We start from the raw sequence: 24,817 nt of genomic DNA on the forward strand, positions 1-24,817 counted from the left end.
GCTGCAATGCTGCACATGTAACGCCGTCTTCGCGAGCAAGCTCGCTCCCACACTGGTCGCGATCAGGTACGATACGAACCTATTTTATGAGTGGCCGGGTTAATGAAATTCAAGGATCTACGGGATTTCGTGCAGCAGCTTGAGCAGCGCGGAGAGTTGAAACGCATTCAGATGCCCATTTCCCCTGTCCTGGAAATGACCGAAATCTGCGACCGCACCTTGCGCGCCAAGGGTCCGGCATTGCTGTTTGAGAAGCCCGTTGGCTTTGATATTCCAGTGCTCGGCAACCTGTTCGGCACGCCCGAGCGCGTTGCCATGGGCATGGGCGCTGAAGAAGTCGGCGAGCTGCGGGAAATCGGCAAACTGCTGGCCTTCCTCAAGGAACCCGAGCCACCCAAGGGCTTGAAAGACGCCTGGTCCAAGCTGCCGATCTTCAGGAAAGTCATCGCCATGGCGCCCAAGGTCGTCAAGGACGCACCTTGCCAGGAGGTCGTCATCGAAGGTGATGACGTGGATCTGGGCATGCTGCCGGTGCAGACCTGCTGGCCCGGCGATGTCGCGCCGCTGATTACCTGGGGCCTGACCGTCACGCGCGGGCCGAACAAGGAGCGGCAGAACCTCGGCATCTATCGCCAGCAAGTCATCGGCCGCAACAAAGTCATCATGCGCTGGCTCAGCCACCGTGGCGGCGCGCTGGATTTCAAGGAGTGGTGCGCCAAACATCCCGGTGAACCCTTCCCGGTATCCGTGGCCCTCGGCGCCGATCCGGCCACCATCCTCGGCGCGGTAACGCCCGTGCCTGACAGCCTTTCCGAATACGCTTTCGCCGGGCTGTTGCGCGGCAGTCGTACCGAGCTGATCAAGTGCCGTGGCAACAACCTGCAAGTTCCGGCCAGCGCCGAGTTCGTCCTCGAAGGCGTGATTCACCCCGGCGAAATGGCCGATGAAGGCCCGTATGGCGATCACACCGGCTACTACAACGAAGTCGACAGCTTCCCGGTGTTCACCGTCGAGCGTATTACCCATCGGATCAAACCGATCTACCACAGCACCTACACCGGTCGACCACCGGATGAGCCGGCGATTCTGGGCGTCGCATTGAACGAAGTGTTCGTGCCGATCCTCCAAAAGCAGTTCCCGGAAATTACTGACTTCTATCTGCCGCCGGAAGGCTGCTCGTATCGCATGGCTATCGTGACGATCAAGAAGCAGTACCCAGGGCATGCCAAGCGTGTGATGCTGGGCGTGTGGTCGTTTTTGCGACAGTTCATGTACACCAAGTTCGTTATTGTCACCGACGACGACATTAACGCCCGGGACTGGAACGACGTGATCTGGGCGATCACCACGCGCATGGATCCCAAGCGCGATACGGTGATGATCGACAACACGCCAATCGACTACCTGGATTTCGCATCGCCGGTTTCCGGACTGGGTTCGAAAATGGGGCTGGACGCAACGCATAAATGGCCGGGCGAGACCACGCGCGAGTGGGGTCGGGTTATCGTCAAGGACGAAGCCGTCACACGCCGGGTCGACGACATCTGGAATCAGTTGGGAATAGATTGATGCGTGTAACCTTGCAGCCATCGGGCGCAGTACTGGAAACATTGCCCGGCGAGCGGATTCTCGATGCCGCGCAACGCCTGGGTTACGACTGCCCGCAAAGCTGTCGCAACGGCAATTGCCACGTCTGTTCGGCATTGCTGGCCCACGGCCGCGTGCTGCAGGCCGGTGAAGAATTGACTCATGGCGAAATCTACACCTGCCTCGCCGAGCCGCTTGAGGACTGTGAGGTCCTGTGGGACGGTGTGCTTGCCCTCGGTGAATTGCCGGTGCGCACGTTCGCCTGTCAGTTGAGTGAATGCGTGGAAGTCGGCGGCGACGTCTGGCGCGTGGGTCTGCGCGCTCCGGCGGGCAAGGCGCCGCGCTATCACGCCGGTCAGTATCTGATGATTCATCGCGACAACGGCGAAAAATCCGCCTTCTCGCTGGCCTCCGCGCCGGAAAGCGGTCGCGATCTGCAATTGCATGTGCTGGTTCGCGAAGCCAGCGCCCAGAGCCTGATCGAACAATTGCAGCGCAACACCATGGCTCGGGTTGAGCTGCCGTTTGGTGATACGCATCTGGCCGAACTGCCCGACGGCCCGTTGGTGTTGATCGCCGCCGGCACCGGCATGGCGCAAATGCAGAGCTTGATCGAGCACTGCCGCAGCAAGGGCTTCAGCCATCCCGTGCATTTGTATTGGGGCGTGCGTCGGCCGGAAGACTTCTACGAAATCCAGCATTGGGATGAATGGAAGAAGCTGCCCAACCTGTTCTTGCACAAAGTCGTCAGCGACCTGTGCGGTTGGGAAGGACGCTGCGGCATGCTGCACGAAGCGGTTCGTAGCGACATCGCCGATCTCGCGGCGGTACACGTCTATGCCAGCGGCTCGCCCGCCATGATCTACGCCACCCTCGACGCTTTGGTCAGCGCCGGAATGGAAGCACATCAAATGCGTGCCGACGTGTTCGCCTACGCGCCTCGCTCTTGAGCAGGGCAGCCAGAATCAGAAGCGCAGCCCGACGTTGACCATGAACGCAGAGGCGCCCAACAGGATCGCCTCGGCGTTGACCGGACCCAGATTGACCCCGACGCCGGGAATGATCACTGGCGCAATACCGTAGCGGTTCAGCGGAATCTTGTCGCGATACTCGCCCCGATAGCCATGCAAAAGCCCCCCGGTGACTTTCAGGTACACCGGATAAACGCTGCTATCAAAACGCTTGCCCGCGTAGCCATACACCGAGCGTTGGCCAAACGAGTTACGAAACGTCGCCCCGCCATAAACCAGCCCGGACGCCTCATTGCGCTCCAGCCCCAATAGATCCTGATGATTATTGTGCTCCGACGACGGCGAGAAATGCCGCGTATATGCACTGGTTTGTACCAGCCAGAACCCGTCTTTCTCGCCCGCTGATGCCTCGTCTGCCACGACCTGAGGCGCGAGCCAATACAGGGCCAGAAACAGCGCTAGCTGCAAATTCCCACCGACCTTCATGACGTGCTTCCTGGCAATAAACTCCGTGTGCAGCGTTATACCGAGCGTTGTGCGCCGCGGTAAGTTGAATGGTCTGAGGACTTTGTAGGAACGGTCCTTAAATTAAACGCGTACTGTAAGGGCGGCGTATCAGGTACGGCGTTTATCCGCCATGAGGTAACTTGGGTGGATTGCTAATTGCAGTAGATATGTCTATCTGTTTCAGTGTAGCTGCGTGACTGCTGCACTGCTCAGCCAGTCTGATACACAAGCATTCATTGGCGAACGCCATCCGTTCGCCCACGTCGTCCGCTCATATTGGGTTGAGCACGATCTGCTACAACTGGTGAAATATTCGCCAGGGGGGCCAAATGGGGAATCAAATCAATAGCTTGTCAGCGGCCGTGCATGACGGCCTGGGCCTGACCTATCCGCCGGTGATCGATCTGGGGCCGCAACTGACCCGCAAACAACTGCTCAGCTCGATGGAGCAGACCATGCAGCGCCATGAAGGCGGCCCGGTATGGCTGTTTGCCTATGGGTCATTAATCTGGCGCCCCGAATGCACCGCAATCGAACGTCAGCGCGGCCGGATTCATGGTTACCACAGAGGTTTATACCTGTGGTCCCACGAACATCGCGGTACGCCGGAAATGCCGGGGCTGGTCTTCGGCCTGGATCGCGGCGGCTCCTGCAGCGGCTTCGCCTACCGATTGCCGGAAGAAAATCTCGAAGAGTCGTTGCTGGCCTTATGGCAGCGGGAAATGCCCTTCCCTTCCTACCGGCCGCATTGGCTAAGCTGCCGACTGGCAGACGGTCGTCGGGTTCAGGCTTTAGGATTTGTACTGGAACGCCACCTGCCCAGCTACGCAGGCAACCTGCCGGACAGCGTGCTCAGCCAGGTGCTGGCCAGCGCCAGCGGACGCTACGGCACCACCCGCGACTACGTCGAACAAACCGCCAACGCCCTGCGCAGCCACGCCATGCCGGATCTGAATCTGGAGGCGCGGTTGAAGCGGTGTTGGGGGGTGTGTGACGTCGTCTGAGTTATGAATTTGTCGCAGCTAACGCCGATTCTGTAGGAGCGAGGCTTGCCCGCGAAGGTGCCGGTACATTTACCCGGCCTTCTAAGCCAGAACATTGCCTTCGCGGGCAATCTCCTCGCTCCAACAGATAGTGCAGCCCTCGCTTTAAGCCACCGCCTCACGTGTCGTACTCGCCACCTGCTTATGCCAAAGTGTTGGCAGCAGGAACACGATCGACATCACACATGCGATCAGCAGCAGGACAAAACCGCCGTCCCAGCCGAAGTGGTCCACGGTGTAGCCCATCAGCGCGCTGGCTGCGACGGAGCCGCCCAGGTAGCCGAACAGCCCGGTAAAACCCGCAGCGGTGCCAGCGGCTTTCTTCGGTGCCAGTTCCAGCGCCTGCAAGCCGATCAGCATGACCGGGCCGTAGATCAGGAAGCCGATGGAAACCAGCGCGATCATGTCGACGGTCGGGTTGCCCGGCGGATTCAGCCAGTACACCAGCGTAGCGATGGTCACCATCACCATGAACACCACGCCCGTCAGGCCGCGATTGCCCTTGAAGATTTTGTCCGACATCCAGCCGCACAACAGCGTGCCCGGAATACCCGCCCACTCGTAGAGGAAGTACGCCCAGGACGTCTTGTCGACGGTGAAGTGCTTGGCTTCTTTCAGGTACGTCGGCGCCCAGTCCAGTACGCCGTAGCGCAGCAGATAAACGAAGACGTTGGCCATCGCGATGTACCACAGCATTTTGTTGCGCAGCACGTACTTGACGAAGATTTCCTTGGCGCTGAATTCCTTTTCATGACTGTCGTCATAGCCTTCCGGATAGTCGTTCTTGTAGTGCTCGATCGGCGGCAAGCCCATGGATTGTGGGGTATCACGCATGGTCGCGAACGCGAACACCGCGACCAGCAGTGCTACGGCAGCCGGCACATAGAATGCTGCATGCCAGTCGTTGGTCCAGCCCAGACCCAGCAGGAACAAAGGCCCGATCAAACCGCCGCCGACGTTGTGCGCAACGTTCCATACCGAAACCACGCCGCCACGCTCTTTCTGCGACCACCAGTGCACCATGGTCCGTCCGCTCGGCGGCCAGCCCATGCCCTGCGCCCAGCCGTTGATGAACAGCAGGATAAACATGATCGTGACACTGGACGTCGCCCAGGACGAAAAGCCGAATACGAACATGACTGCCGCTGAAACCAGCAAGCCAAAAGGCAGGAAGTAGCGCGGGTTCGACCGGTCGGAAACAATCCCCATCAAAAACTTCGATAAGCCGTAGGCAATCGCAATGGCCGACATCGCCACACCCAATTGACCCCGTGTGTAACCCTCGTCGATCAGATAAGGCATTGCCAGCGAGAAGTTCTTGCGCAGCAGGTAATAACCCGCGTAGCCAAAGAAGATGCCTGCGAAAATCTGCCAGCGCAGACGGCGATAGGTGCTATCAATTTTTTCTTCAGGCAACGGGGCCTTGTGTGCGGCGGGACGAAAGAAGGCAAACATCGAAGTCTCTCCAGTTTTTTGTTTTTTTCTGCGCGAAAGCGAATATTACATTTTCATTACAGAAAAAAGCAGTGCTTATGGTCCGAGAATTCGTAGGAGAATCGATTCACCTGATGTTGTTTTATGAACACTGGGGAGATGTGTAAGCGGATGTCTCAGAATTAGGACCGGTCCTACGCCTTAATAGGAAATCATGACCTTCTGCCGCTACTGATCGGCACATACCATCGCCGCCTGCCTGTCACCTCGACAGGTTCAGATCATTCGAGGACGTGGCGGTGAAGGTTTTGGCGTTAATTGCGTTTCTATTGTTCTCCGTCGCGATCCACGCCAGCGAAGCACTGCTGATTCCGGTTTCGACGCCAAAACCTGAATTCCCGCAAAACCTGCTCAAGAAAAGACACCCCGGCAAAGTGCTGGTCAGCCTGACCGTAGGCGCATTTGGCACCGTCCAAAGTGCCAGAATCATCGAAAGCAGCCACCCGCAATTCACCGAGGCTGCGCAGCGGGCGGTGGTCAAGTGGCGATATCGGCCATGGGAAGTGGCGGAGGGCAAGCCGTCGAGTGTTGAGATCGCAGTGCCGATAATTTTTGGTGCGCGAGGACTGCAGCCGTTCTCGCCGCAAATAACAGTCGGTCTGGAAAACACCCTGTGCGCGTACCTCAATCACGAAGTCCACGCCAGCAAACGGGATTTCCCGAAGGAGCCGTTGAGTGAGGTGGATGTGTTTTGGCATGCGCAACAATATCTGGCCGGAAGCTATACACGCTTCAGGGTGCCCGACGAATCGGCGAGAGCGGCGCTGTTCTTGAAGCTGGAAAAAGCTGTCCCAAAGATCGTTACGGCTTGCGAAAAAGATCCGGATCGCCGATTAGGCGATGTTTTTCCCAAAGGAATCACAGCGCTGTGGATTGGCCCAAAAGGCTCATGAAACCGAAATCACCACCTTCCCCACCGCCCGCCGCTGCCCCAACGAATCAATCGCCTTACCCGCGTCCTCCAGCGAATAAACCTGCGAAACCAGCGGTTTCAGTTTTCCTTTGGCATACCAGCCAAATAACTGCTGAAAGTTGGCGGCATTGTCCTGGGGCTGGCGTTGTGCAAACGATCCCCAGAACACGCCGAGCACCGCCGCGCCTTTTAGTAGCGCGAGGTTGACGGGCAGTTCGGGGATGCGGCCGCTGGCGAAGCCGACCACCAGTAAGCGGCCGTTCCAGGCGATGGAGCGGATGGCCTGGTCGAAGAGGTCGCCGCCGACCGGGTCGTAGATGACGTCCGCGCCGTTGCCGTTGGTGAGGCGTTTGATTTCTTCTTTCAGGTTGGTTTCGCTGTAGTTGATGAGTTCGTCGGCGCCGGCGTTCTTCGCAACTTCGAGTTTTTCAGCCGAGCTGGCAGCGGCGATGACGCGAGCGCCCATGGCTTTGCCGATTTCCACGGCCGCCAGACCGACTCCGCCGGAAGCGCCGAGCACCAGTAAGGTTTCGCCGGGTTGCAGGTTGGCGCGTTGTTTCAGCGCATGCATCGACGTGCCGTAGGTCATGCTGAACGCAGCGGCGGTGTTGAAGTCCATGGCTTCGGGCACCGGCAGCACGTTATAGCCCGGCGCGGCGACTTGTTCGGCGAAGCTGCCCCAGCCGGTCAAGGCCATGACGCGGTCGCCGACTTTCAAATGGGTCACTTTTTCGCCAACGGCCGATACCACGCCCGCTGCTTCGCCTCCCGGCGAAAACGGGAACGGCGGCTTGAACTGGTATTTGCCTTCGATGATCAACGTGTCCGGAAAATTGACCCCAGCGGCGTGGACGTTCAGGAGGATTTCGTTTTTCTTGATTTCCGGGCTCGCTATGTCTTCGAGCACCAGGCTTTCGGCGGGGCCAAACGCTTTGCACAGCAAGGCTTTCATCGGACTATTCCTTTTTGACTTGTGGCCGATACGTTCAGGTATGTGGGTTTTTGCGTCAATGAGCATGGCCCGGCCTGATAAGCCTGCATAAGTTGAAGTAACCTATGCGCCAAACCGGATAAGGAGTGGACTGTGAAAGCGTGGATCCTGATGTTGTTGGCCCTGTCACTGCCCGTTATGGCGCAGGAAGAAGCCAAAGAGGGCGAGGCGCCCAAGGCCATTTATGTTTCGCTGACACCACCGTTCGTGGGCAACTACGCACTGGACGGCGGGCCGAAGCTGCGGGTTTATAAAGCTGACATCGCCTTGCGCGTGACCGGCCCGGAAGCGCAAGCCGCTGTGAAACGCAATGATCCGCTGATTCGCAATCAACTGGTGGCGCTGTTCACCCAGCAGACTGTCGACAGCATGAGCAGCGCCGAGGCCAAGGAAAAGATTCGTCAGGAAGCCCTCAAGCAGGTTCAGCAAGTCATGACTGACGAAGAAGGCAAGCCAGTGGTTGAAGACTTGCTGTTCAACAACTTCATCGTTCAGTAAACCGCAGAGCAATCAGCGCAATGCCAGCACCGCCGCCCATTGTTCGGCGGTGACCGGCATGACGGACAGTCGACTGCCTTTCTGCACCAGCGGCAGTTGTTCCAGCGCCGCCTGCTGTTTCAGGTAACCCAGCCCAAGCACTTTCGGGAATTCCTCGACGAAGGTTACGTCGATGGCTGTCCATGGATTTTTTTCCGCGCTGGCCTTGGCGTCGAAGTAGTGGCTTTGCCCATCCAGCGCGGTTGGGTCCGGGTAACCCGCCTGGGTAATCCGCCCGATCCCGGCAATGCCCGGCTCCGGGCAACTGGAGTGATAGAAGAAAAACTCGTCGCCTACCGCCATCGCGCGTAGAAAATTGCGTGCCTGATAATTGCGAACCCCGTCCCAGCGCGCTGTACCGAGCTTTTGTAGACTCGCGATAGAGAACTCATCGGGCTCGGATTTCATCAGCCAGTAGGCCATTTTTCGTGCTCCTGAAAAGGGGAATGGGCAGGTTGTCAGACACTTTACTGATAAACCGACGGTTGGCTGACGTCAGTGTTTGCGTGTCTGCCAATGTTGTCGGAGAATGCCGGGATTTTAAGCTCCACGCTGTTGCACGGCCTATACAAAAACCGCTGCTGACATCGTATTGATTTGCCGAAGGAGGGCAATCAATGAAACGCAAGCCGGATTTACTGTGGATATTGGTCATTTTGTTCGGCTTGGGTGTCGTGACGACAGGTTATGCGCAAAGTTTGTGGGCCAGCAAACCGGACGCGCCGGTGGAAATTACCCAACAGCAACAGAAGTATCCTGCGCGGCATTGATTCGTGTTGTTGGAGCTGGCGGGCGGGACGCGTTCCGTAGGACCGGCTTTAGCCGGGAGGAGGCCAGCGCATCCGCAGTAGCTGCTTCGTCAGAACCCCCGCTCTCCCGGCTAAAGCCGGTCCTACAGGTCCTGTGCTCGCCGTCTCACACCAGATACCAACCCCTATCCGAAACCGTGCCATCCAGCGGCACGTCCCAGCTGGCTTGCGCCAGTCGTTCGACCTTCTGACATTCATGCGCCAACCCTAACAAAACCGGCTTTTGCCAAGCCTTACGGCGTGCGCGATAGGCCAGGCTTCGGTCGTAGAATCCGCCGCCCATGCCCAACCGCCCGCCTTCGTCATCGAAACCCACCAACGGCATCAGAATCAGATCCAGCGTCCAGATCTTGCGCTGGCGTGCGGAATTGATGCGGGGTTCGGGGATGCGGAAACGATTGGGTTTGAATTTTTCGCCGGGCCTGACGCGCTGGAAAACCATCTTGGTTCGCGGCCAGGCGCTGAGCACCGGCAGGTACGTGGCTTTGCCGCGACGCTGGGCGGCGCGCAGTAACAGGCGCGGATCGATTTCACCGTCCATGGGCAGATACAGCGAGATATGTCGGGCGCGGCGGAACAAGGGATGTTGCGCCAACTGACGATAAAGTCCGCGAGCCGCTTCACGCTGCTGACTGACACTCAAGGCACGCCGCGCCTTGCGTAACTGGCGACGCAATTGCTGGCGGGTAAGTGGCGCTTCGCAGGTCATGAGAGAAGGGTCATGCAGGCTGATCCATTGAAGGTTGAACCAGGATTGAGTCGTCAGGGCGACGATCTCGGGGTTGTCGGCGCCGGGCAAAACCGGCGGCAGACAGAATAGGTGCTCCCCGACGAGCCGCTGTCGGTGTAGCCCTTGAACCCGAAAGTTCAAGGTGGAGATTGCAGGAGGTTTTAAGGCTTTCCGTCAAGCGGACATGCACACCAACCCCAACGTGCAACCCCCGTGGTTGTGCGTATCGGCTCAGGGACATGACCGACTGGCAAGCACTCCAGGGAGCGGCGCAAGTATACCCGAAACTCTTCGCAACATTCAGCTTCGAGGTGCATCCGGTGGCGAATCCGCGTCCGTGGAGAGCACCAGGTCGACGCGATCGAGCAGATCCCGGACCTGTTCGCGGGTCGATCCGCTGGTCTGCACGTCAGGCAAGTCCTGCTTGTGCAAAAGATCGTGAGTAATGTTCAGCGCGGCCATTACGGCAATACGGTCGGCGCCGATAACTTTGCCGCTGCTGCGGATTTCACGCATTTTCCCGTCCAGGTAACGCGCAGCGCTGACCAGGTTGGTGCGCTCTTCCTGAGGGCAAATGATCGAATATTCTTTGTCGAGAATTTGTACGGTGACGTTATTGCCGTTGCTCATGAGTCTTGCTCCAGGGCCTTGAGGCGCGAAATCATTGACTCGACCTTTTGCCGGGCGATTTCGTTTTTTTCAATGAGGTGAGCGCGTTCCTCGCGCCAGGACTTTTCCTGAGCTAATAGGATTCCGTTTTCGCGTTTAAGTTGCTCGACACGAGTAATCAGTAATTCTAGTCGGGCCATCAGCGCTTGCAGGTCGGTGTCTTCCATTGTTTTCCACTGAATACTTTCTGATGAGTGGCACAGGAGCTGGCTTTGAGCCACAGCCTTGGACGGCCGCCTTGATGATCTTGTTGCGCGATTAGTCTAGGATACAAGACCTCCATTCTAGACATTGCGCCGTTTGGCGACTAGTTACCCATGCCCATTCAGAATTCCCCGTATAAAGCATTCGCCACCCTGCTTGCCAGCAGCGGTCATCCTGTCTCTCCTGCCGAGCTACATGGCTTGTTACTCGGTCGCAGTTGTGCCGGTGCCGGCTTCGATAACGACGGCTGGTTGGTCGATGCGACTGAAATCCTTGGCTCCGCACCCGAAGACAACGTTCGTCAGGCCTTGATCGGCCTGCAGGAAATGGTCAAGGGCGAACTCACCAGCGACGACATGACCGTTGTACTGCTATTGCCCGGCGATGACGAACCGCTCGGTGAGCGCGCTATCGCATTGGGCCAATGGTGCCAGGGTTTTCTCGCCGGTTTCGGCCTGACTGCCCGTGACAATGCCATTAGTGGCGAAGCCATGGAAGTGCTGCAGGATCTGGCAGCGATTTCCCAGGTCCAGGATGCGCTGGAAGAGTCCGAAGACGGCGAAAGCGATTACATGGAAGTCATGGAATACCTGCGCGTCGCTCCGCTGTTGCTGTTCACCGAATGCAACAAGCCCGAAGCACCTGCGCCGAAGCCTTCGCTGCACTGATTGTTCATCACCGGCGACTCCGGTCACGGCAGGCCTGTCCAGCCATGACCGGGAACGCTCCAGAACGGGAACCTGCCTGCCAATGATCCATATCCCTAAGTCGGAATACGCTCGTCGACGCAAGGCCTTGATGGCGCAGATGGAACCCAACAGCATCGCGATATTGCCCGCCGCCGCCGTAGCGATTCGCAACCGCGATGTCGAGCACGTCTACCGTCAGGACAGCGACTTTCAATACCTGAGCGGCTTTCCGGAACCCGAAGCGGTGGTGGTGCTGATTCCCGGTCGTGAATACGGCGAGTACGTCTTGTTCTGCCGCGAGCGCAACCCCGCGCGCGAGCTGTGGGACGGCCTGCGTGCCGGGCAGGAAGGCGCGATTCGCGATTTTGGCGCCGACGATGCGTTCCCGATCAACGACATCGACGACATCCTGCCGGGCCTGATCGAAGGCCGCGACCGGGTGTACTCGGCCATGGGCAGCAACCCGGAATTCGACCGCCATCTGATGGACTGGATCAACGTGATCCGCTCCAAGGCGCATCTGGGCGCCCAGCCGCCGAAAGAGTTTGTTGCGCTGGATCATCTGCTGCATGACATGCGCCTGTATAAATCGGCGGCAGAAGTGAAGGTCATGCGCGAAGCCGCGCAAATCTCCGCCCGCGCCCATGTGCGAGCCATGCAGGCCAGCCGCGCCGGTCTGCACGAGTTCAGCCTTGAGGCCGAGCTGGATTACGAATTCCGCAAAGGCGGCGCGAAGATGCCGGCTTACGGCTCTATCGTCGCCTCGGGTCGCAACGCCTGCATCCTGCACTATCAGGAGAACGACGCGGTGCTCAAGGATGGTGATCTGGTGCTGATCGACGCGGGCTGTGAAATCGACTGCTATGCCAGCGACATCACCCGAACCTTTCCAGTCAGCGGCACGTTTTCCCCGGAACAGAAAGCCATCTACGAGTTGGTGCTCAAATCCCAGGAAGCGGCGTTCGCGGCCATCGGTCCGGGCAAGCACTGGAATCAGGCGCACGAAGCAACGGTGCATGTGATCACTGCCGGGCTGGTCGAGCTGGGATTGCTGCAAGGGGACGTCGGCGAACTGATCGTCAACGAAGCCTTCAAACCGTTCTACATGCACCGCGCCGGTCACTGGCTGGGCATGGACGTGCATGATGTTGGCGACTACAAGGTCGGCGGCGAATGGCGGGTGCTGGAAGTCGGCATGGCGCTGACCGTCGAGCCGGGAATTTACATTGCTCCGGACAATCAGAACGTCGCGAAGAAATGGCGCGGCATTGGTGTGCGAATCGAGGATGACGTTGTGGTGACCAAACAAGGTTGTGACATTCTTACCGATGGCGTGCCCAAGACGGTTGCCGCAATCGAGGCGCTGATGGCTGAAGCCCGAAATCAACCGGGATGGGCTGCATGAGTCGTTTCAATCTTGCCATCGTTGGCGGTGGACTGGTCGGCGCCAGTCTTGCCTTGTCATTGCAGGCTGGTGCCAAGGCGCGGGGCTGGAAGATCGTTCTGATCGAGCCCTTCGCGCCGGGCGATACCTATCAACCGAGCTACGACGCCCGTTCTTCGGCGCTGTCGTTTGGCGCCCGGCAAATCTACGAGCGCCTTGGCCTGTGGCAAGACATCGCGCGGCGCGCTGAACCGATCCGGCAGATCCTGGTATCGGATCGCGGCCGTTTCGGCGCGGCGCGTTTGTCCGCCATCGAAGAGGGTGTGCCCGCTCTGGGTTACGTGGCAGAAAACGCCTGGCTCGGCCAATGTCTGTGGCGCGGGCTGGATCAGGACGTGGTCAGCTGGCGCGTACCCGCCGAGGTCAAGCACATGCAGGCCTTGGCCGATGGCTATCGCCTGACGCTGGACGACGAAACCGAACTGGAATGCGATCTGGCGGTGCTCGCTGATGGCGGCCGATCAAGCCTGCGCGAGCAACTGGGTATCGGCGTGCGCCAGCGGCCTTACAACCAGAGTGCGCTGATCGCCAACATCACACCCAGCGAAGCCCATTGCGGTCAGGCCTTCGAACGCTTCACCGACGAAGGCCCGATGGCGCTGTTGCCGCTGCCGGAAAACCGCTGTGCGCTGGTCTGGACGCGTACGGGCAAAGACGTTGAACGTCTCGCCGCGCTGGATGACCGCGCGTTTCTCAGCGAACTGCAAAATGTCTTCGGCTATCGCCTGGGCACATTGCGTCAGGTCGGCGCGCGGCATGTTTACCCGCTCAATCTGATCGAATCCGAAGAACAGGTGCGCTCGCATCTGGTGGTGCTCGGCAATGCCGCCCACAGCCTGCATCCGATTGCCGGACAAGGTTTCAACCTGTCGTTGCGCGACGCTCACGCGCTGGCAGAAGCCCTGCTGGCCAGCGACAAAGTGCCCGGCGACCTGCCGACCTTGCTGGCTTATCGCGAGCGCCAGCGTCTGGATCAGCAATTGACGGTGGGGTTTTCCGATCAGGTGACACGCCTGTTCGGCAGCACGCAGCCATTGGTTGCCACCGGTCGCAACCTCGGGCTGCTGGGGCTGGACCTGTTGCCTGGGGCCAAACGCTGGTTTGCGCGTCAGGCCATGGGGCTGGGAACTCGCTCCGATGTTTGACGCACTTATTTCCAAATCCCGGCTCACGCCGCAAGCGAGAACGATTTAAAGCATGGAAACGCGCGCAGATTTGCTGATTGTCGGGGCCGGAATGGTCGGTAGCGCGCTGGCGCTGGCGTTGCAGGGCAGCGGCCTGAATATCATCGTGCTCGACGGCGGACCGCTGGACGTCAAACCGTTCGATCCGCAGTTGGCGTTCGAACCTCGGGTCAGTGCTTTGTCGGGAGCCAGTCAGCGCATCCTGCAACGCCTTGGCGCCTGGGATGGCATTGCCAGCCGCCGCGCCAGTCCTTATGGCGAAATGCAGGTCTGGGACGGCAGCGGCACGGGGCAGATTCATTTTTCCGCGTCCAGCGTTCACGCCGAAGTCCTGGGCCATATCGTCGAGAACCGCGTGGTTCAGGATGCGTTGCTTGATCGCTTGCACGACAGCGATATCGGCCTGCTCGCCAATGCGCGACTGGAACAGATGCGCCGCTCCGGTGATGACTGGCTGCTGACGCTGGCTGACGGGCGCCTGTTGCGCGCACCGCTGGTGGTCGCCGCCGATGGGGCGAACTCCGCCGTACGCCGCCTGACTGGCACCAAAACCCGCGAATGGGATTACCTGCATCACGCTATCGTCACCAGCGTGCGCACCGCAGATTCTCATCGCAAAACCGCCTGGCAGCGCTTCACGGACAATGGCCCGTTGGCTTTCCTGCCGCTGGAGCGTGAAGGCGAGCATTGGTGCTCCATCGTCTGGTCAGTGACGCCGGGCGAAGGCGAGCGCTTGATGGCGCTGGACGATGAAACATTCTGCCGCGAACTCGAACAGGCCTTTGAAGGGCGACTCGGCCCGGTGATCCGCGCCGATCCGCGCTTGTGCGTGCCGCTGCGCCAACGTCATGCCAAGCGCTATGTTGCGCAAGGGCTGGCCTTGATCGGCGATGCGGCGCACACCATTCACCCGCTGGCCGGGCAAGGCGTGAACCTGGGTTTCCTGGATGCTGCCGTGTTGGCCGAAGTGTTGCTGCATGCTGCCGAACGCGGCGAGCGGCTGGCCGATGTGCGCGTATTGAGCCGCTTCGAACGTCGACGCATGCCCCACAACCTGGCGCTGATGGCTGCGATGGAAGGCTTCGAACGTCTGTTCCAGGCCGATCCGCTGCCGCTGCGCTGGTTGCGTAATACGGGGCTGAAAGTGGTCAATCAACTGCCGGAAGCCAAGGCCATCTTCGTGCGTCAGGCGTTGGGCTTGAGTGGGGATTTGCCTGAGTTGGCCAAGCTTTGAATCACGGCATCCGTAGGACCGGCTTTAGCCGGGAGGCCATTCTCCCGGCTAAAGCCGGTCCTACGGATCGAGATCAGCATCGGCCGTCTGCAACATCTGGTAACGTCTGAATCGGGAGTTCGATTGAGATAGCAAATGGGATTCACTACCATTTCGCCTCATTTTACAAACGCGAGACACTCCCATGCAGGCAAGCAAGCGTATTCTGGCTGCTTTGACACTGACAGTGCTCGGCAGCGCCGCACAAGCTGCCGACGAGGTAGTGGTGTATTCATCACGGATCGATGAGCTGATCAAACCCGTATTCGATGCCTACACCGCCAAGACCGGTGTAAAGGTCAAGTTCATCACCGACAAGGAAGCCCCGCTGATGCAGCGGATCAAGGCCGAAGGTGAGAACGCCACTGCCGACCTGCTGCTGACAGTCGACGCCGGCAACCTCTGGCAAGCCGAGCAGATGGGCATTCTGCAACCGTTCACCTCCCCGGTGATCGACGCCAACATTCCTGCGCAATATCGCTCCTCGACTCACAGCTGGACCGGCCTGAGCCTGCGCGCGCGGACCATCGCCTACTCGACCGATCGGGTTAAACCGGCTGACTTGTCCACCTACGAAGCGCTGGCGGGCAAGGATTGGGAAGGTCGTCTGTGCCTGCGCACCGGCAAGAAGGTCTACAACCAGTCGCTGACCGCCACCCTGATCGAAACCCACGGCGCCGATGCCTCCGAGAAAATCCTCAAGGGCTGGGTCAATAACCTGTCCACCGATGTGTTCTCCGATGACATCGCGGTGCTCGAAGCGATCAATGCGGGCCAATGCGACGTCGGCATCGTCAACAGCTACTACTACGGTCGTCTGCACAAGGACAATCCGAAGCTGGCCGTGAAACTGTTCTGGCCGAACCAGTCGGATCGCGGCGTGCACGTGAATCTTTCCGGGATCGGCCTGACCAAGTACGCTCCGCACGCCGAAGCCGCCAAAGCCATGGTCGAGTGGATGACCGGCCCGGAAGCCCAGGCGATTTTCTCTGGCACCAATCAGGAATTCCCGGCCAACCCGAAAGTCGCGCCGTCTGCGGAAGTCGCGAGCTGGGGCTCGTTCAAGGCCGACACGATTCCAGTGGAAGTGGCTGGCAAGCGTCAGGCTGAAGCGATTCGCATGATGGATCGTGTGGGTTGGAATTGATTTAAAGCTAAATCTCGTTGGAGCGAGGCCTGCCCGTAGGACCGGCTTTAGCCGGGAGAGCAGTCTCGCGGCTAAAGCCGCTCCTACGGTTCCACACAGTTGCCCACTATTTTAAGGCCCCATCTTGGCCCATCCCGCCCAACGCCGCTGGTACCCGCTGGTCTTCGCCATCGCCGCTCTGGTGCTGCTGCCGCTCAGCGTGCTGCTGTTGTCGTGGCAGACCGTCGATCAGCAGATCTGGTCCCATCTGTGGGAAACCCAGATGACCCGTTTGCTGGGCAATACCTTGACGCTGGTGCTTGGCGTCGGCGTGGGCGTTACCGTGTTGGGCGTGAGTCTGGCGTGGCTGACCAGCCTGTGTGAATTCCCCGGTCGGCGCTGGCTGGACTGGGCGCTGATGCTGCCTTTTGCGATTCCAGCCTACGTGCTGGCGTTCGTCTTTGTCGGCCTGCTGGATTTCGCCGGGCCGGTGCAAAGCCTGCTGCGCGAATGGTTCGGCACTGGTCTGCGCCTGCCACGGGTGCGCTCCACCGGCGGCGTGATCATCGTGCTGGTGCTGGTTTTCTACCCTTACGTGTATCTGCTGGCGCGCTCGGCCTTCCTCGCTCAGGGCAAAGGCTTGATGGAAGCCGCACGGATTCTCGGCCAAAGCCCGTTGCAAGCCTTCTGGCGCGTGGCCTTGCCGATGGCGCGTCCGGCGATTGGCGCGGGTGTCGCGTTGGCGCTGATGGAAACCCTGGCCGACTTCGGTGCCGTGGCGGTGTTCAACTTCGATACCTTCACCACGGCCATCTACAAAACCTGGTATGGCTTCTTCAGCCTCTCCAGCGCTGCTCAGCTGGCCAGCCTGTTGTTACTGGCCGTCATGCTCGTGCTGTATGGCGAACGACGCGCACGCGGTGCGAGCCGGGCCACCAACGAGCGACCTCGGGTCAAGGCGCTGTATCACTTGCGTGGATTCAAGGCGTTTGCCGCTACGTTCTGGTGTGGGCTGGTCTTTGCCTGCGCCTTCGCCGTGCCGTTGCTGCAACTGATCGTCTGGGTCTGGCAGCGCGGGCGTTTCGATCTGGACGAGCGCTATACCGGACTCATCGTGCACACGCTGTATCTGGGCGGCATGGCGGCGCTGATTACGGTCAGCGTCGCGCTGATCCTGGCCTTTGCCCGTCGACTGGCACCGACCCGCGCGATTCGCTCTGGTGTGAGTCTGGCCAATCTGGGCTATGCGTTGCCCGGTTCGGTATTGGCTGTGTCGATCATGCTGGCGTTCAGTTATCTGGATCGCGAGTTGGTCATCCCGCTTTCCAGCTGGTTCGGCGGCGCGGGCAAGCCGTTGCTGCTTGGCAGTCTGGCGGCGTTGCTGCTGGCGTATCTGGTGCGCTTCATTGCCGTGGCCTACGGGCCGCTGGAAAACAGTCTGGCGCGCATTCGTCCGTCCCTGCCTGAAGCGGCACGCAGCCTCGGCGTTAGCGGGCCGCGCCTGTTTTTCAAGGTTTACCTGCCGTTGCTGGTGCCGGGTGCTTTGAGCGCAGCATTGCTGGTGTTCGTGGATGTACTCAAAGAGATGCCTGCAACCTTGCTGATGCGTCCATTCGGATGGGACACCCTGGCAGTCCGAATTTTCGAGATGACCAGCGAAGGTGAATGGGCCCGGGCGGCATTACCGGCGCTGACGCTGGTGCTGGTGGGGCTGTTGCCAGTCATCGGTTTGATCCGACGCTCAGCCCGTCAACCAGGGTAGGTGCGGGTCTACCTTCATGCGGCTACAATGCGCCGCAATCGGTGCGGTCTGTCGGACTGTTCGCATGCTGTGATTTGCTTTAAACCCCCGAATTATGGGGGCATGCCAGCGTCCTGCCTGCCCGCATCTTCGCCACGCCCGGAAGGAGAAACCCATGGGACAGCGTACGCCGCTCTTTGACCTGCATCTCGCCCTCGGCGCGAAAATGGTCGATTTTGGTGGTTGGGACATGCCTCTGCATTACGGATCGCAAGTCGAGGAACACCATCAAGTGCGCCGCGACTGTGGTGTGTTCGATGTTTCGCACATGCACGTGATCGATGTCGCCGGTAGCCAGGCGCAGCTCTGGCTGCAATACCTGCTCGCCAACGACGTGGCCCGGCTGCAGAGTCCTGGCCGCGCCTTGTACAGCGCGATGCTCAATAACGATGGCCAAGTGATCGACGACATGATCGTCTACCTCACCGACAGCGGTTATCGCCTGGTGGTCAACGCCGCCACCGGTGGCAAGGATCTGGCCTGGATGCAGGCTCATTTGAACGACTTCGACGTCCAGCTGAGCGCGCGTCCTGAACTGGCCCTGCTGGCCATCCAGGGCCCGCACGCCCGCAGCAAAATCGCCGAGCTGGTGCCCAACGCCCGCGCCGAGCTGATTCGCCAACTCAAGCCGTTCGAAGGCCGGCAGGAAGGAGACTGGTTCATTGCCCGCACTGGCTACACTGGCGAAGACGGTCTGGAAATCATTCTGCCTGCCGTGCAGGCGCCGAGTTTTTTCAATGATCTGGTCGGCGCTGGCATTTCGCCTATCGGCCTCGGCGCACGCGACACGTTGCGGCTTGAGGCCGGGATGAACCTGTACGGGCAGGACATCGACGAGAACGTCTCGCCGCTGGTCTCCAACATGGCCTGGACCATCGCCTGGGAGCCCGCCGCGCGTCAGTTCATCGGCCGCGCGGCGCTGGAGGCCGAGCGCGATGCGGGTATCGCGTCGAAACTCGTGGGCCTGGTGCTGGAAGAACGCGGCGTTTTGCGCGCTCATCAAGTCGTGCGTATCGCAGAAATTGGCGAAGGAGAGATCACCAGTGGTAGTTTCTCTCCTACGCTAAGCAAGTCGATTGCCTTGGCGCGTGTTCCGATAGCGACTGCTGACCGAGCCGAAGTGGAAATCCGCGGCAAGTGGTATCCGGTTCGCGTGGTCAAGCCTGCGTTCGTGCGTCATGGCAAAACCCTGATCTAAATTTCCTGGCGGGTTTTCCGCTGACTCGATGTAGAGGATGACTAAATGAGCAATATTCCCGCCGATCTGCGTTTTGCTGAAAGCCACGAATGGGCAAAAAAAGAAGGTGATCTGATTGTGGTCGGCATTTCCGATCACGCTCAGGAAGCGCTGGGTGATGTGGTGTTTGTTGAACTGCCGGAAATCGGCAAGGTATTCGCTGCTGGTGACGCCGCTGGTGTTGTCGAGTCGGTCAAAGCCGCCTCGGACATCTATTCGCCAGTGGCTGGCGAAGTGGTTGAAGTCAACGAAGCTCTGGGTGGATCACCAGAAGAGCTGAACAACACGCCGTACGAGTCCTGGATCTTCAAGGTCAAGCCAAGCGCTGGCGACGCTGATCTGGCCAAATTGCTGGACGCTGCTGGTTACAAGGCAGCCATTGGCGAATAAGCCAGAAGTTGACTCATAAAAAATGCCGCTCACTGAGCGGCATTTTTTATTGCATCTGCGATTACTGGTTATCGGCAACCAGGTTTTTCGCCAGGATCGCGTTGGCGAGATCCATGTCGGTTGCTTTCAGGCCTGGATTATCGATACGCGCCTGTTGAATTGCTGCTTCCAGGAACGGGCCGCGAATGCCGCCTTCGCTGGCGACAAAGCTGCCGGCGTCATCTTGAGCGGCGATGATCAGCTTGTGATCCTTGAACGTCAGATAAGTAGAACCGGTGGTGGCGCCCGAGGAAATCACATCACGCCAGAACCCCGCGTCAGCCATTGCTGAACCAACCGGGAGAGAAAGCAAAGCGAACGTGGCGACAGCAAGCTTGAGACGCATGGTGGGGATACTCCAACTATGGATGTTCTGAGACCGTTGGATAGGTGAAGTGAGGTGGTAGTTCCGTTGAGCGGTCTGCGGAACACCGTTGATCCCGTAGGAGCGAACTTGTTCGCGAGGCGGCAATCCCGTTTACGCAGGTCCAATGCCTCGCCAACAAGTTGGCTCCTACAGCGTCAAGTTATATCACCTCAACCCGCAAAATCGCCCCATCCTGACCAATCACCCGCACCTGACTGCCCACCGCCGTGTCCGGGCCGGTCACGATCCATACGCCATCACCGACCTTGATCTTGCCGCGTCCGTCGATGATTGCGTCGTGCACCATGAACGTTCGGCCGATCAGCGCCTGGCCGCGCATGTTCAAGCCAGGCTGATCGGAAGGTCGGAATACGCTGCGTTGCCGCCGCCACCAATACACCGCCGTGAGCACTGAAAGCAGGGCGAACAGCAGGAACTGCACGGTCCATGGCATGTGTGGAAACACGAAAGTCAGGATGCCGACGGCCGCAGCGGCGACGCCGATCCACAGCAGATAACCGCCCGCGCCGAACACCTCCAGAATCAACAGCACCGTGCCAAGCCCCAGCCAATCCCAGAACGACAGGTTTTGCAGGAATTCCCACATGGTCGCGCCTCAGGTCTTCTTGCCGTCGAAAGTGGCTTTTACGATCTCGCCGATACCGCCGACCGCGCCGATCACCTGACTGGCTTCGAGTGGCATGAGGATGACCTTGCTGTTGTTGGCCGACGCGAGTTTGCCCAGCGCATCAATGTACTTCTGCGCGACGAAGTAGTTGATGGCCTGCACGTTGCCGCCCGCGATGGCGTCGGACACCACTTGCGTGGCCCGTGCTTCGGCTTCGGCTTGACGCTCACGCGCCTCGGACTCCAGAAACGCGGCCTGACGACCCCCTTCGGCTTCGAGAATCTGCGCCTGCTTCTTGCCTTCGGCAGTCAGAATCGCGGCGGCGCGCAGGCCTTCGGCTTCAAGGATCTGCGCACGCTTGATCCGCTCGGCTTTCATTTGCCCGGACATCGCCGCCATCAGGTCGGCGGGCGGGCTGATGTCCTTGATTTCGATCCGCGTGATCTTGATGCCCCAGGGCGCCGTAGCTTCATCGACGGTGCGCAGCAGCTTTTCATTGATGTTGTCGCGCTGGCTGAGCATCGCATCCAGCTCCATGGAGCCGAGCACGGTACGAATGTTGGTCTGCAACAGATTGCGGATGGCGTGTTCGAGGTTGTTCACCTCATAAGCGGCCTGCGCGGTATTGACCACCTGGAAGAAACACACCGCGTCGATCTGCACCGTGGCGTTGTCGGCGGTGATGACTTCCTGGGGCGGGATATCCAGCACGCTTTCCATGACGTTGATCTTGCGCCCGATGCGATCCATCACTGGCACGATGATATTCAGGCCCGGTTTGAGCGTGTTGGTATAACGGCCGAAGCGCTCCACGGTCCATTGATAGCCTTGCGGCACAACCTTGAACCCCATGAAGACAATGGCAATCGCCAGGCCGACAAACAGCAGGACTACAGTACCGATTTGCATAACTTTTCCCTGTTTTAGCGATGATTAAGTAATTCTTGTTGGAGCGAGCCTTGCTGTAGGACCGGCTTTAGCCGGGAGGGCAATTCAAGCTTCGCGACTGAAGTCGCTCCTACGGTCGCTCCTACGGTCGCTCCTACGGCCGATTCGCGGGCAAGTCGGAACGCCCCCGCTCGCGCCAACGGGTTCTCCGAACATCCACGAATATGAACTCACCGCTGCTCACTCTGCGGTGTCACGCGCAGCACTTCTTCAAGCGTAGTCAGCCCGGCCGAGACTTTTTGCGCGCCGGACAGACGCAGGCTACGCATGCCTTCCTTGAACGCCTGGCGACGCATCGCCGTAAGGTCCAGGTCGGCGCTGATCAGCGCCCGCACGTTATCCGACATCAACATGATTTCGTACACCCCCGCGCGGCCGCGATAACCGGTATCGCGACATTCCACGCAACCCACGGCGCGGTGAGCGCCGGTTGGCACGGGCGCCTGCCACGGGCGCGTGAGGGTTTGCCAATCGGTTTCGTCCAGCGCAATCGGCGCCTTGCAGTGCGGGCACAAGGTGCGCACCAGACGCTGGGCCATGACACCCAGAATCGTCGCCTTGAGCAGATAATGCGGCACGCCCAGTTCCAGCATCCGGCTGATGGCGCTGGGCGCGTCGTTGGTGTGCAGGGTGGAAAGCACCAAGTGACCGGTCAACGCCGCCTGAATCGCCATTTCGGCGGTCTCCAGGTCGCGAATTTCGCCGATCATGATGATATCCGGATCTTGCCGCATCAAGGCGCGCACGCCGCTGGCGAACGTCAGGTCAATGTTGTGCTGCACCTGCATCTGATTGAAAGCCGGCTCGACCATCTCGATGGGGTCTTCGATGGTGCACAGGTTGACCTCTTCGGTCGCCAGCTTTTTCAGAGTGGTGTACAGCGTGGTTGTCTTGCCCGAACCGGTCGGGCCGGTCACCAGAATGATGCCGTTGGGCTGGCGGGTCATGCCTTCCCAGCGGCGCAGGTCGTCGCTGGAAAATCCTAGCTGATCGAAATCCTTGAGCAGCACTTCCGGGTCGAAGATCCGCATGACCATCTTCTCGCCAAACGCCGTGGGCAGCGTCGACAGCCGCAGCTCTACTTCGCCGCCTTCGGGCGTAGTGGTCTTGACCCGGCCGTCCTGAGGTTTGCGTTTCTCGGCAACGTTCATCCGGCCCAGGCTTTTCAGGCGACTGACGATGGCCATGGTGACTTGCGCGGGAAATTGATAGACGTTGTGCAGCACGCCGTCGATGCGAAAGCGCACTGTGCCCTGCTCGCGACGCGGCTCGATATGAATGTCGCTGGCGCGCTGCTGAAACGCGTACTGAAACAGCCAGTCGACGATATTGACGATATGCGCGTCGTTGGCGTCTGGTTCCTGATCGCTGGCGCCCAGTTTGAGCAGCTGTTCAAAATTGCCCATGTTGCTGATTTTTTGATCGACTGCCGTGGCGCCGCTCACCGACTTGGCCAGGCGGAAAAATTCCACGGCCACACGCTGGATATCCACGGGGTTGGCGACCACGCGCTTGATCGGCAGCTTCAAGACATGCGCCAGATCGGCTTCCCAGCCATTCACATAAGGCTGCGCACTGGCGATGGTCACCGAATCACGGTCCACCGCCACGGCGAGAATCTTGTGGCGCTGGGCGAATGCATAAGACATCAACGGCGTCACCGCCGCGACGTTGATCTTCAGCGGATCGATGCGCATATATGGCTGCCCGCTTTGCTGCGCGAGCCAGGCCGTCAGGGTCTCCAGATCCAGTTTGCGACCCGGACGCTTGAGGTCATCAAGCTGCTGGGCAGCGATGAACTCTAGCGGATGCAACTGGATGTTCGCGGCAGTGCGCCGCAGGGTCAACGCATCTTCGGCGCTGCTCTGATCAATGAAGCCCTGAACGACCAGATCGCGCAGCAGATCATTCAGATCCAGCCAGCGGTCCTGGTTTGATGAGGCGAGGACTGACATGCGGATTCCTTTGGACGATTCAGCTCATACGAGAAGCCAGAGTAGTCCCAAGCGTGCCAGTTGTTGCGTTCGCTGTCTGTTTAACAGTTGCGAAAATTTTCCGCGCGGCTCAACCCGCCGCCAGAGAAACCGGCGAAGCCGTCATGTGCGCTTGCGCTACCTGCTCAACTTCAACCGAGCAGACGCTGATCAGGCTGCGCATTTTTTCACCGATGACCTGCGCCCGGTGCCAGGTCAGCTGGTCGATCTGCACATCGACCATCAGCAAGTCGTCCTGACGCAACACGCTGACCTGTTGCGGGATCAGGTACTGCATGGCGAACAGGTTGAGCAATCGGCACAGCGAATCGGGTTCGGCTTCGACCAGGATCTGGTAGCGCACGCAGCACTGCGCGTTGCTGGCCGACCAGGCGTCGGTGCGGTGCTGCGAGGTGGAAACGGCTTCGAGAGTGGGCATGCGGGCCTCTGCGGTTAGCGGCATGAAATCGATGTGGGAAATTCTTGCATGCAGCAGGGGAAATATCTGACCTATGATCGATTGAATTGCGCTATTTTCGAATTGTTAATGCGCCAACACCCTACATCGAGAAATTGTTATGCAAACCGAGCTGGACGCCTACGACCGCAAGATACTCGCGCTGCTGCAAGAGGACGCCTCGCTGTCGAGCGCGCAAATCGCCGAGCAGGTCGGATTGTCGCAGTCGCCGTGCTGGCGGCGGATCCAGCGCCTCAAGGATGAAGGCGTGATTCGTCGGCAAGTGACACTGCTGGATCGCAAGAAAATCGGCCTGAATACGCAGATTTTTGCCGAGGTCAAACTCAACGCTCACGGCCGTTCGAACTTCACTGAGTTCACCGATGCCATTCGCGGCTTTCCGGAAGTGCTGGAGTGCTACGTGCTGATGGGCTCGGTGGACTTTCTGCTGCGTATCGTCACGCCGGATATCGAGGCGTACGAGCGCTTCTTCTTTGAAAAACTCTCGCTGGTGCCGGGCATACAGGAAGTGAATTCCACCGTGGCCCTGTCGGAAATCAAATCCACGACAAGTTTGCCGATGGGTTGAGAAGAGAACTCAATCGGTAGGAGAGGACTTGTCCCCGAAACGCGATAGGTCGAACAACGCGGTATTTTGAAATTACCGTTGCCTGATGGACTGCCTTCGGGGACGAGTCCCCTCCAACAGGGGTTTGGTGTAAAGATTGATTTGGGCCATTCACATCCACGACAAGTTTGCCGATGGGTTGAGAGGTGAACTCAATCGGTAGGAGGGGACTTGTCCC

Annotated in this window: 27 protein-coding genes and 1 other RNA gene; 15 read left to right on the forward strand and 13 right to left on the reverse strand. The window is 59.4% G+C overall.

What is annotated here, in order from left to right; all coding sequences use genetic code 11:
• The first annotated feature begins 102 nt into the window (after positions 1–102).
• Positions 103–1,569 (forward strand): 4-hydroxy-3-polyprenylbenzoate decarboxylase, encoded by a 1,467-nt coding sequence (ubiD, locus tag AFK24_RS03400; protein WP_065831899.1) that lies wholly within the window; start codon positions 103–105, stop codon positions 1,567–1,569.
• Positions 1,569–2,537, forward strand: coding sequence for a CDP-6-deoxy-delta-3,4-glucoseen reductase (locus AFK24_RS03405; protein WP_065831900.1), 969 nt, complete (start codon positions 1,569–1,571; stop codon positions 2,535–2,537). The genes ubiD and AFK24_RS03405 overlap by 1 nt, the downstream gene beginning before the upstream one ends.
• 15 nt (positions 2,538–2,552) lie before the next feature.
• Here AFK24_RS03405 and AFK24_RS03410 read toward each other — a convergent pair whose 3' ends face one another.
• Positions 2,553–3,044 carry a sn-glycerol-3-phosphate transporter gene (locus AFK24_RS03410; protein WP_240500327.1) on the reverse strand — a complete coding sequence of 164 codons (492 nt, stop codon included), beginning with the start codon at positions 3,042–3,044 and terminating at the stop codon, positions 2,553–2,555.
• A 350-nt stretch (positions 3,045–3,394) separates the two neighbouring features.
• Here AFK24_RS03410 and AFK24_RS03415 point away from each other — a divergent pair, with 350 nt between their 5' ends.
• On the forward strand, positions 3,395–4,069 hold the full coding sequence (locus AFK24_RS03415; RefSeq protein WP_065831901.1) for a gamma-glutamylcyclotransferase: 675 nt from the start codon (positions 3,395–3,397) through the stop codon (positions 4,067–4,069).
• A gap of 144 nt (positions 4,070–4,213) precedes the next feature.
• On the opposite strand, the gene glpT is transcribed toward AFK24_RS03415, so the two are convergent.
• Positions 4,214–5,563 (reverse strand): glycerol-3-phosphate transporter, encoded by a 1,350-nt coding sequence (glpT, locus tag AFK24_RS03420; RefSeq protein ID WP_065831902.1) that lies wholly within the window; start codon positions 5,561–5,563, stop codon positions 4,214–4,216.
• Positions 5,564–5,841: 278 nt separating this feature from the next.
• Here glpT and AFK24_RS03425 point away from each other — a divergent pair, with 278 nt between their 5' ends.
• Positions 5,842–6,495: an energy transducer TonB gene (locus tag AFK24_RS03425; protein ID WP_065831903.1), complete on the forward strand. Its 654-nt coding sequence runs from the start codon at positions 5,842–5,844 to the stop codon at positions 6,493–6,495.
• Here AFK24_RS03425 and AFK24_RS03430 read toward each other — a convergent pair.
• The gene (locus AFK24_RS03430; protein ID WP_065831904.1) at positions 6,490–7,467 is read right to left on the reverse strand and encodes an NADPH:quinone oxidoreductase family protein; all 978 of its coding nucleotides are present in this window, start codon (positions 7,465–7,467) and stop codon (positions 6,490–6,492) included. The two genes, AFK24_RS03425 and AFK24_RS03430, sit on opposite strands and share 6 nt — an antisense overlap.
• A 132-nt stretch (positions 7,468–7,599) precedes the next feature.
• On the opposite strand from AFK24_RS03430, the gene AFK24_RS03435 reads away from it, so the two are divergent.
• Positions 7,600–8,004 carry a flagellar basal body-associated protein FliL gene (locus tag AFK24_RS03435; protein ID WP_065831905.1) on the forward strand — a complete coding sequence of 135 codons (405 nt, stop codon included), beginning with the start codon at positions 7,600–7,602 and terminating at the stop codon, positions 8,002–8,004.
• Between the two features lie 12 nt (positions 8,005–8,016).
• Here AFK24_RS03435 and AFK24_RS03440 read toward each other — a convergent pair whose 3' ends face one another.
• Entirely contained in the window at positions 8,017–8,466 is a 450-nt protein-coding gene (locus AFK24_RS03440; protein ID WP_065831906.1) for an EVE domain-containing protein, read from the reverse strand.
• A gap of 194 nt (positions 8,467–8,660) precedes the next feature.
• On the opposite strand from AFK24_RS03440, the gene AFK24_RS03445 reads away from it, so the two are divergent.
• Entirely contained in the window at positions 8,661–8,813 is a 153-nt protein-coding gene (locus AFK24_RS03445) for a hypothetical protein (protein ID WP_065831907.1), read from the forward strand.
• Between the two features lie 145 nt (positions 8,814–8,958).
• Here the strand turns inward: AFK24_RS03445 and AFK24_RS03450 are convergent, their stop codons facing one another.
• The 4 genes from AFK24_RS03450 to AFK24_RS03465 form a co-directional block, all read right to left on the reverse strand.
• Positions 8,959–9,561 (reverse strand): 5-formyltetrahydrofolate cyclo-ligase, encoded by a 603-nt coding sequence (locus AFK24_RS03450; protein WP_065831923.1) that lies wholly within the window; start codon positions 9,559–9,561, stop codon positions 8,959–8,961.
• Positions 9,562–9,672: 111 nt separating this feature from the next.
• Positions 9,673–9,851, reverse strand: a non-coding RNA gene (ssrS, locus tag AFK24_RS03455) — 6S RNA.
• A 31-nt stretch (positions 9,852–9,882) separates the two neighbouring features.
• Complete coding sequence (locus AFK24_RS03460; protein WP_065831908.1) at positions 9,883–10,212, reverse strand: cell division protein ZapA; 330 nt, start codon at positions 10,210–10,212, stop codon at positions 9,883–9,885.
• The gene (locus AFK24_RS03465; protein WP_020293291.1) at positions 10,209–10,418 is read right to left on the reverse strand and encodes a TIGR02449 family protein; all 210 of its coding nucleotides are present in this window, start codon (positions 10,416–10,418) and stop codon (positions 10,209–10,211) included. Before AFK24_RS03465 ends, AFK24_RS03460 begins: the two co-directional genes overlap by 4 nt.
• Positions 10,419–10,568: 150 nt before the next feature.
• Here AFK24_RS03465 and AFK24_RS03470 point away from each other — a divergent pair, with 150 nt between their 5' ends.
• The 8 genes from AFK24_RS03470 (at position 10,569) to gcvH (ending at position 19,599) form a co-directional block, all read left to right on the forward strand.
• The gene (locus AFK24_RS03470) at positions 10,569–11,123 is read left to right on the forward strand and encodes a YecA family protein (protein ID WP_065831909.1); all 555 of its coding nucleotides are present in this window, start codon (positions 10,569–10,571) and stop codon (positions 11,121–11,123) included.
• Positions 11,124–11,205: 82 nt separating this feature from the next.
• Positions 11,206–12,549: a Xaa-Pro aminopeptidase gene (pepP, locus tag AFK24_RS03475; protein WP_065831910.1), complete on the forward strand. Its 1,344-nt coding sequence runs from the start codon at positions 11,206–11,208 to the stop codon at positions 12,547–12,549.
• On the forward strand, positions 12,546–13,733 hold the full coding sequence (gene ubiH / locus AFK24_RS03480) for a 2-octaprenyl-6-methoxyphenyl hydroxylase (RefSeq protein ID WP_065831911.1): 1,188 nt from the start codon (positions 12,546–12,548) through the stop codon (positions 13,731–13,733). Before pepP ends, ubiH begins: the two co-directional genes overlap by 4 nt.
• Before the next feature lie 52 nt (positions 13,734–13,785).
• Positions 13,786–15,006 (forward strand): 2-octaprenyl-3-methyl-6-methoxy-1,4-benzoquinol hydroxylase, encoded by a 1,221-nt coding sequence (locus tag AFK24_RS03485; protein WP_065831912.1) that lies wholly within the window; start codon positions 13,786–13,788, stop codon positions 15,004–15,006.
• A gap of 184 nt (positions 15,007–15,190) precedes the next feature.
• Positions 15,191–16,192 (forward strand): extracellular solute-binding protein, encoded by a 1,002-nt coding sequence (locus AFK24_RS03490; RefSeq protein ID WP_065831913.1) that lies wholly within the window; start codon positions 15,191–15,193, stop codon positions 16,190–16,192.
• Positions 16,193–16,316: 124 nt separating this feature from the next.
• Positions 16,317–17,933, forward strand: coding sequence for an ABC transporter permease (locus tag AFK24_RS03495; protein ID WP_065831914.1), 1,617 nt, complete (start codon positions 16,317–16,319; stop codon positions 17,931–17,933).
• Between the two features lie 154 nt (positions 17,934–18,087).
• Positions 18,088–19,170: a glycine cleavage system aminomethyltransferase GcvT gene (gene gcvT, locus AFK24_RS03500; RefSeq protein ID WP_065831915.1), complete on the forward strand. Its 1,083-nt coding sequence runs from the start codon at positions 18,088–18,090 to the stop codon at positions 19,168–19,170.
• A 45-nt stretch (positions 19,171–19,215) separates the two neighbouring features.
• Positions 19,216–19,599: a glycine cleavage system protein GcvH gene (gene gcvH, locus AFK24_RS03505; RefSeq protein ID WP_065831916.1), complete on the forward strand. Its 384-nt coding sequence runs from the start codon at positions 19,216–19,218 to the stop codon at positions 19,597–19,599.
• A gap of 61 nt (positions 19,600–19,660) precedes the next feature.
• On the opposite strand, the gene AFK24_RS03510 is transcribed toward gcvH, so the two are convergent.
• The 5 genes from AFK24_RS03510 to AFK24_RS03530 all read right to left on the reverse strand — a co-directional run bounded on the left by AFK24_RS03510 (position 19,661) and on the right by AFK24_RS03530 (position 23,993).
• Positions 19,661–19,984, reverse strand: a complete 324-nt coding sequence (locus AFK24_RS03510; protein ID WP_065831917.1) for a DUF2388 domain-containing protein — start codon at positions 19,982–19,984, stop codon at positions 19,661–19,663.
• 181 nt (positions 19,985–20,165) lie between these two features.
• Positions 20,166–20,612: an NfeD family protein gene (locus tag AFK24_RS03515; protein WP_065831918.1), complete on the reverse strand. Its 447-nt coding sequence runs from the start codon at positions 20,610–20,612 to the stop codon at positions 20,166–20,168.
• Positions 20,613–20,621: 9 nt separating this feature from the next.
• Positions 20,622–21,542 carry an SPFH domain-containing protein gene (locus AFK24_RS03520; RefSeq protein WP_065831919.1) on the reverse strand — a complete coding sequence of 307 codons (921 nt, stop codon included), beginning with the start codon at positions 21,540–21,542 and terminating at the stop codon, positions 20,622–20,624.
• Positions 21,543–21,751: 209 nt separating this feature from the next.
• Complete coding sequence (locus AFK24_RS03525; protein ID WP_065831920.1) at positions 21,752–23,536, reverse strand: GspE/PulE family protein; 1,785 nt, start codon at positions 23,534–23,536, stop codon at positions 21,752–21,754.
• Between the two features lie 109 nt (positions 23,537–23,645).
• Positions 23,646–23,993: a hypothetical protein gene (locus AFK24_RS03530; RefSeq protein ID WP_065831921.1), complete on the reverse strand. Its 348-nt coding sequence runs from the start codon at positions 23,991–23,993 to the stop codon at positions 23,646–23,648.
• A 139-nt stretch (positions 23,994–24,132) separates the two neighbouring features.
• On the opposite strand from AFK24_RS03530, the gene AFK24_RS03535 reads away from it, so the two are divergent.
• On the forward strand, positions 24,133–24,600 hold the full coding sequence (locus AFK24_RS03535; protein ID WP_020293305.1) for an Lrp/AsnC family transcriptional regulator: 468 nt from the start codon (positions 24,133–24,135) through the stop codon (positions 24,598–24,600).
• The last annotated feature ends 217 nt before the right edge of the window (positions 24,601–24,817 follow it).

It is taken from the genome of Pseudomonas syringae, assembly GCF_001698815.1.
Classification (GTDB): Bacteria; Pseudomonadota; Gammaproteobacteria; order Pseudomonadales; family Pseudomonadaceae; genus Aquipseudomonas; species Aquipseudomonas syringae_A.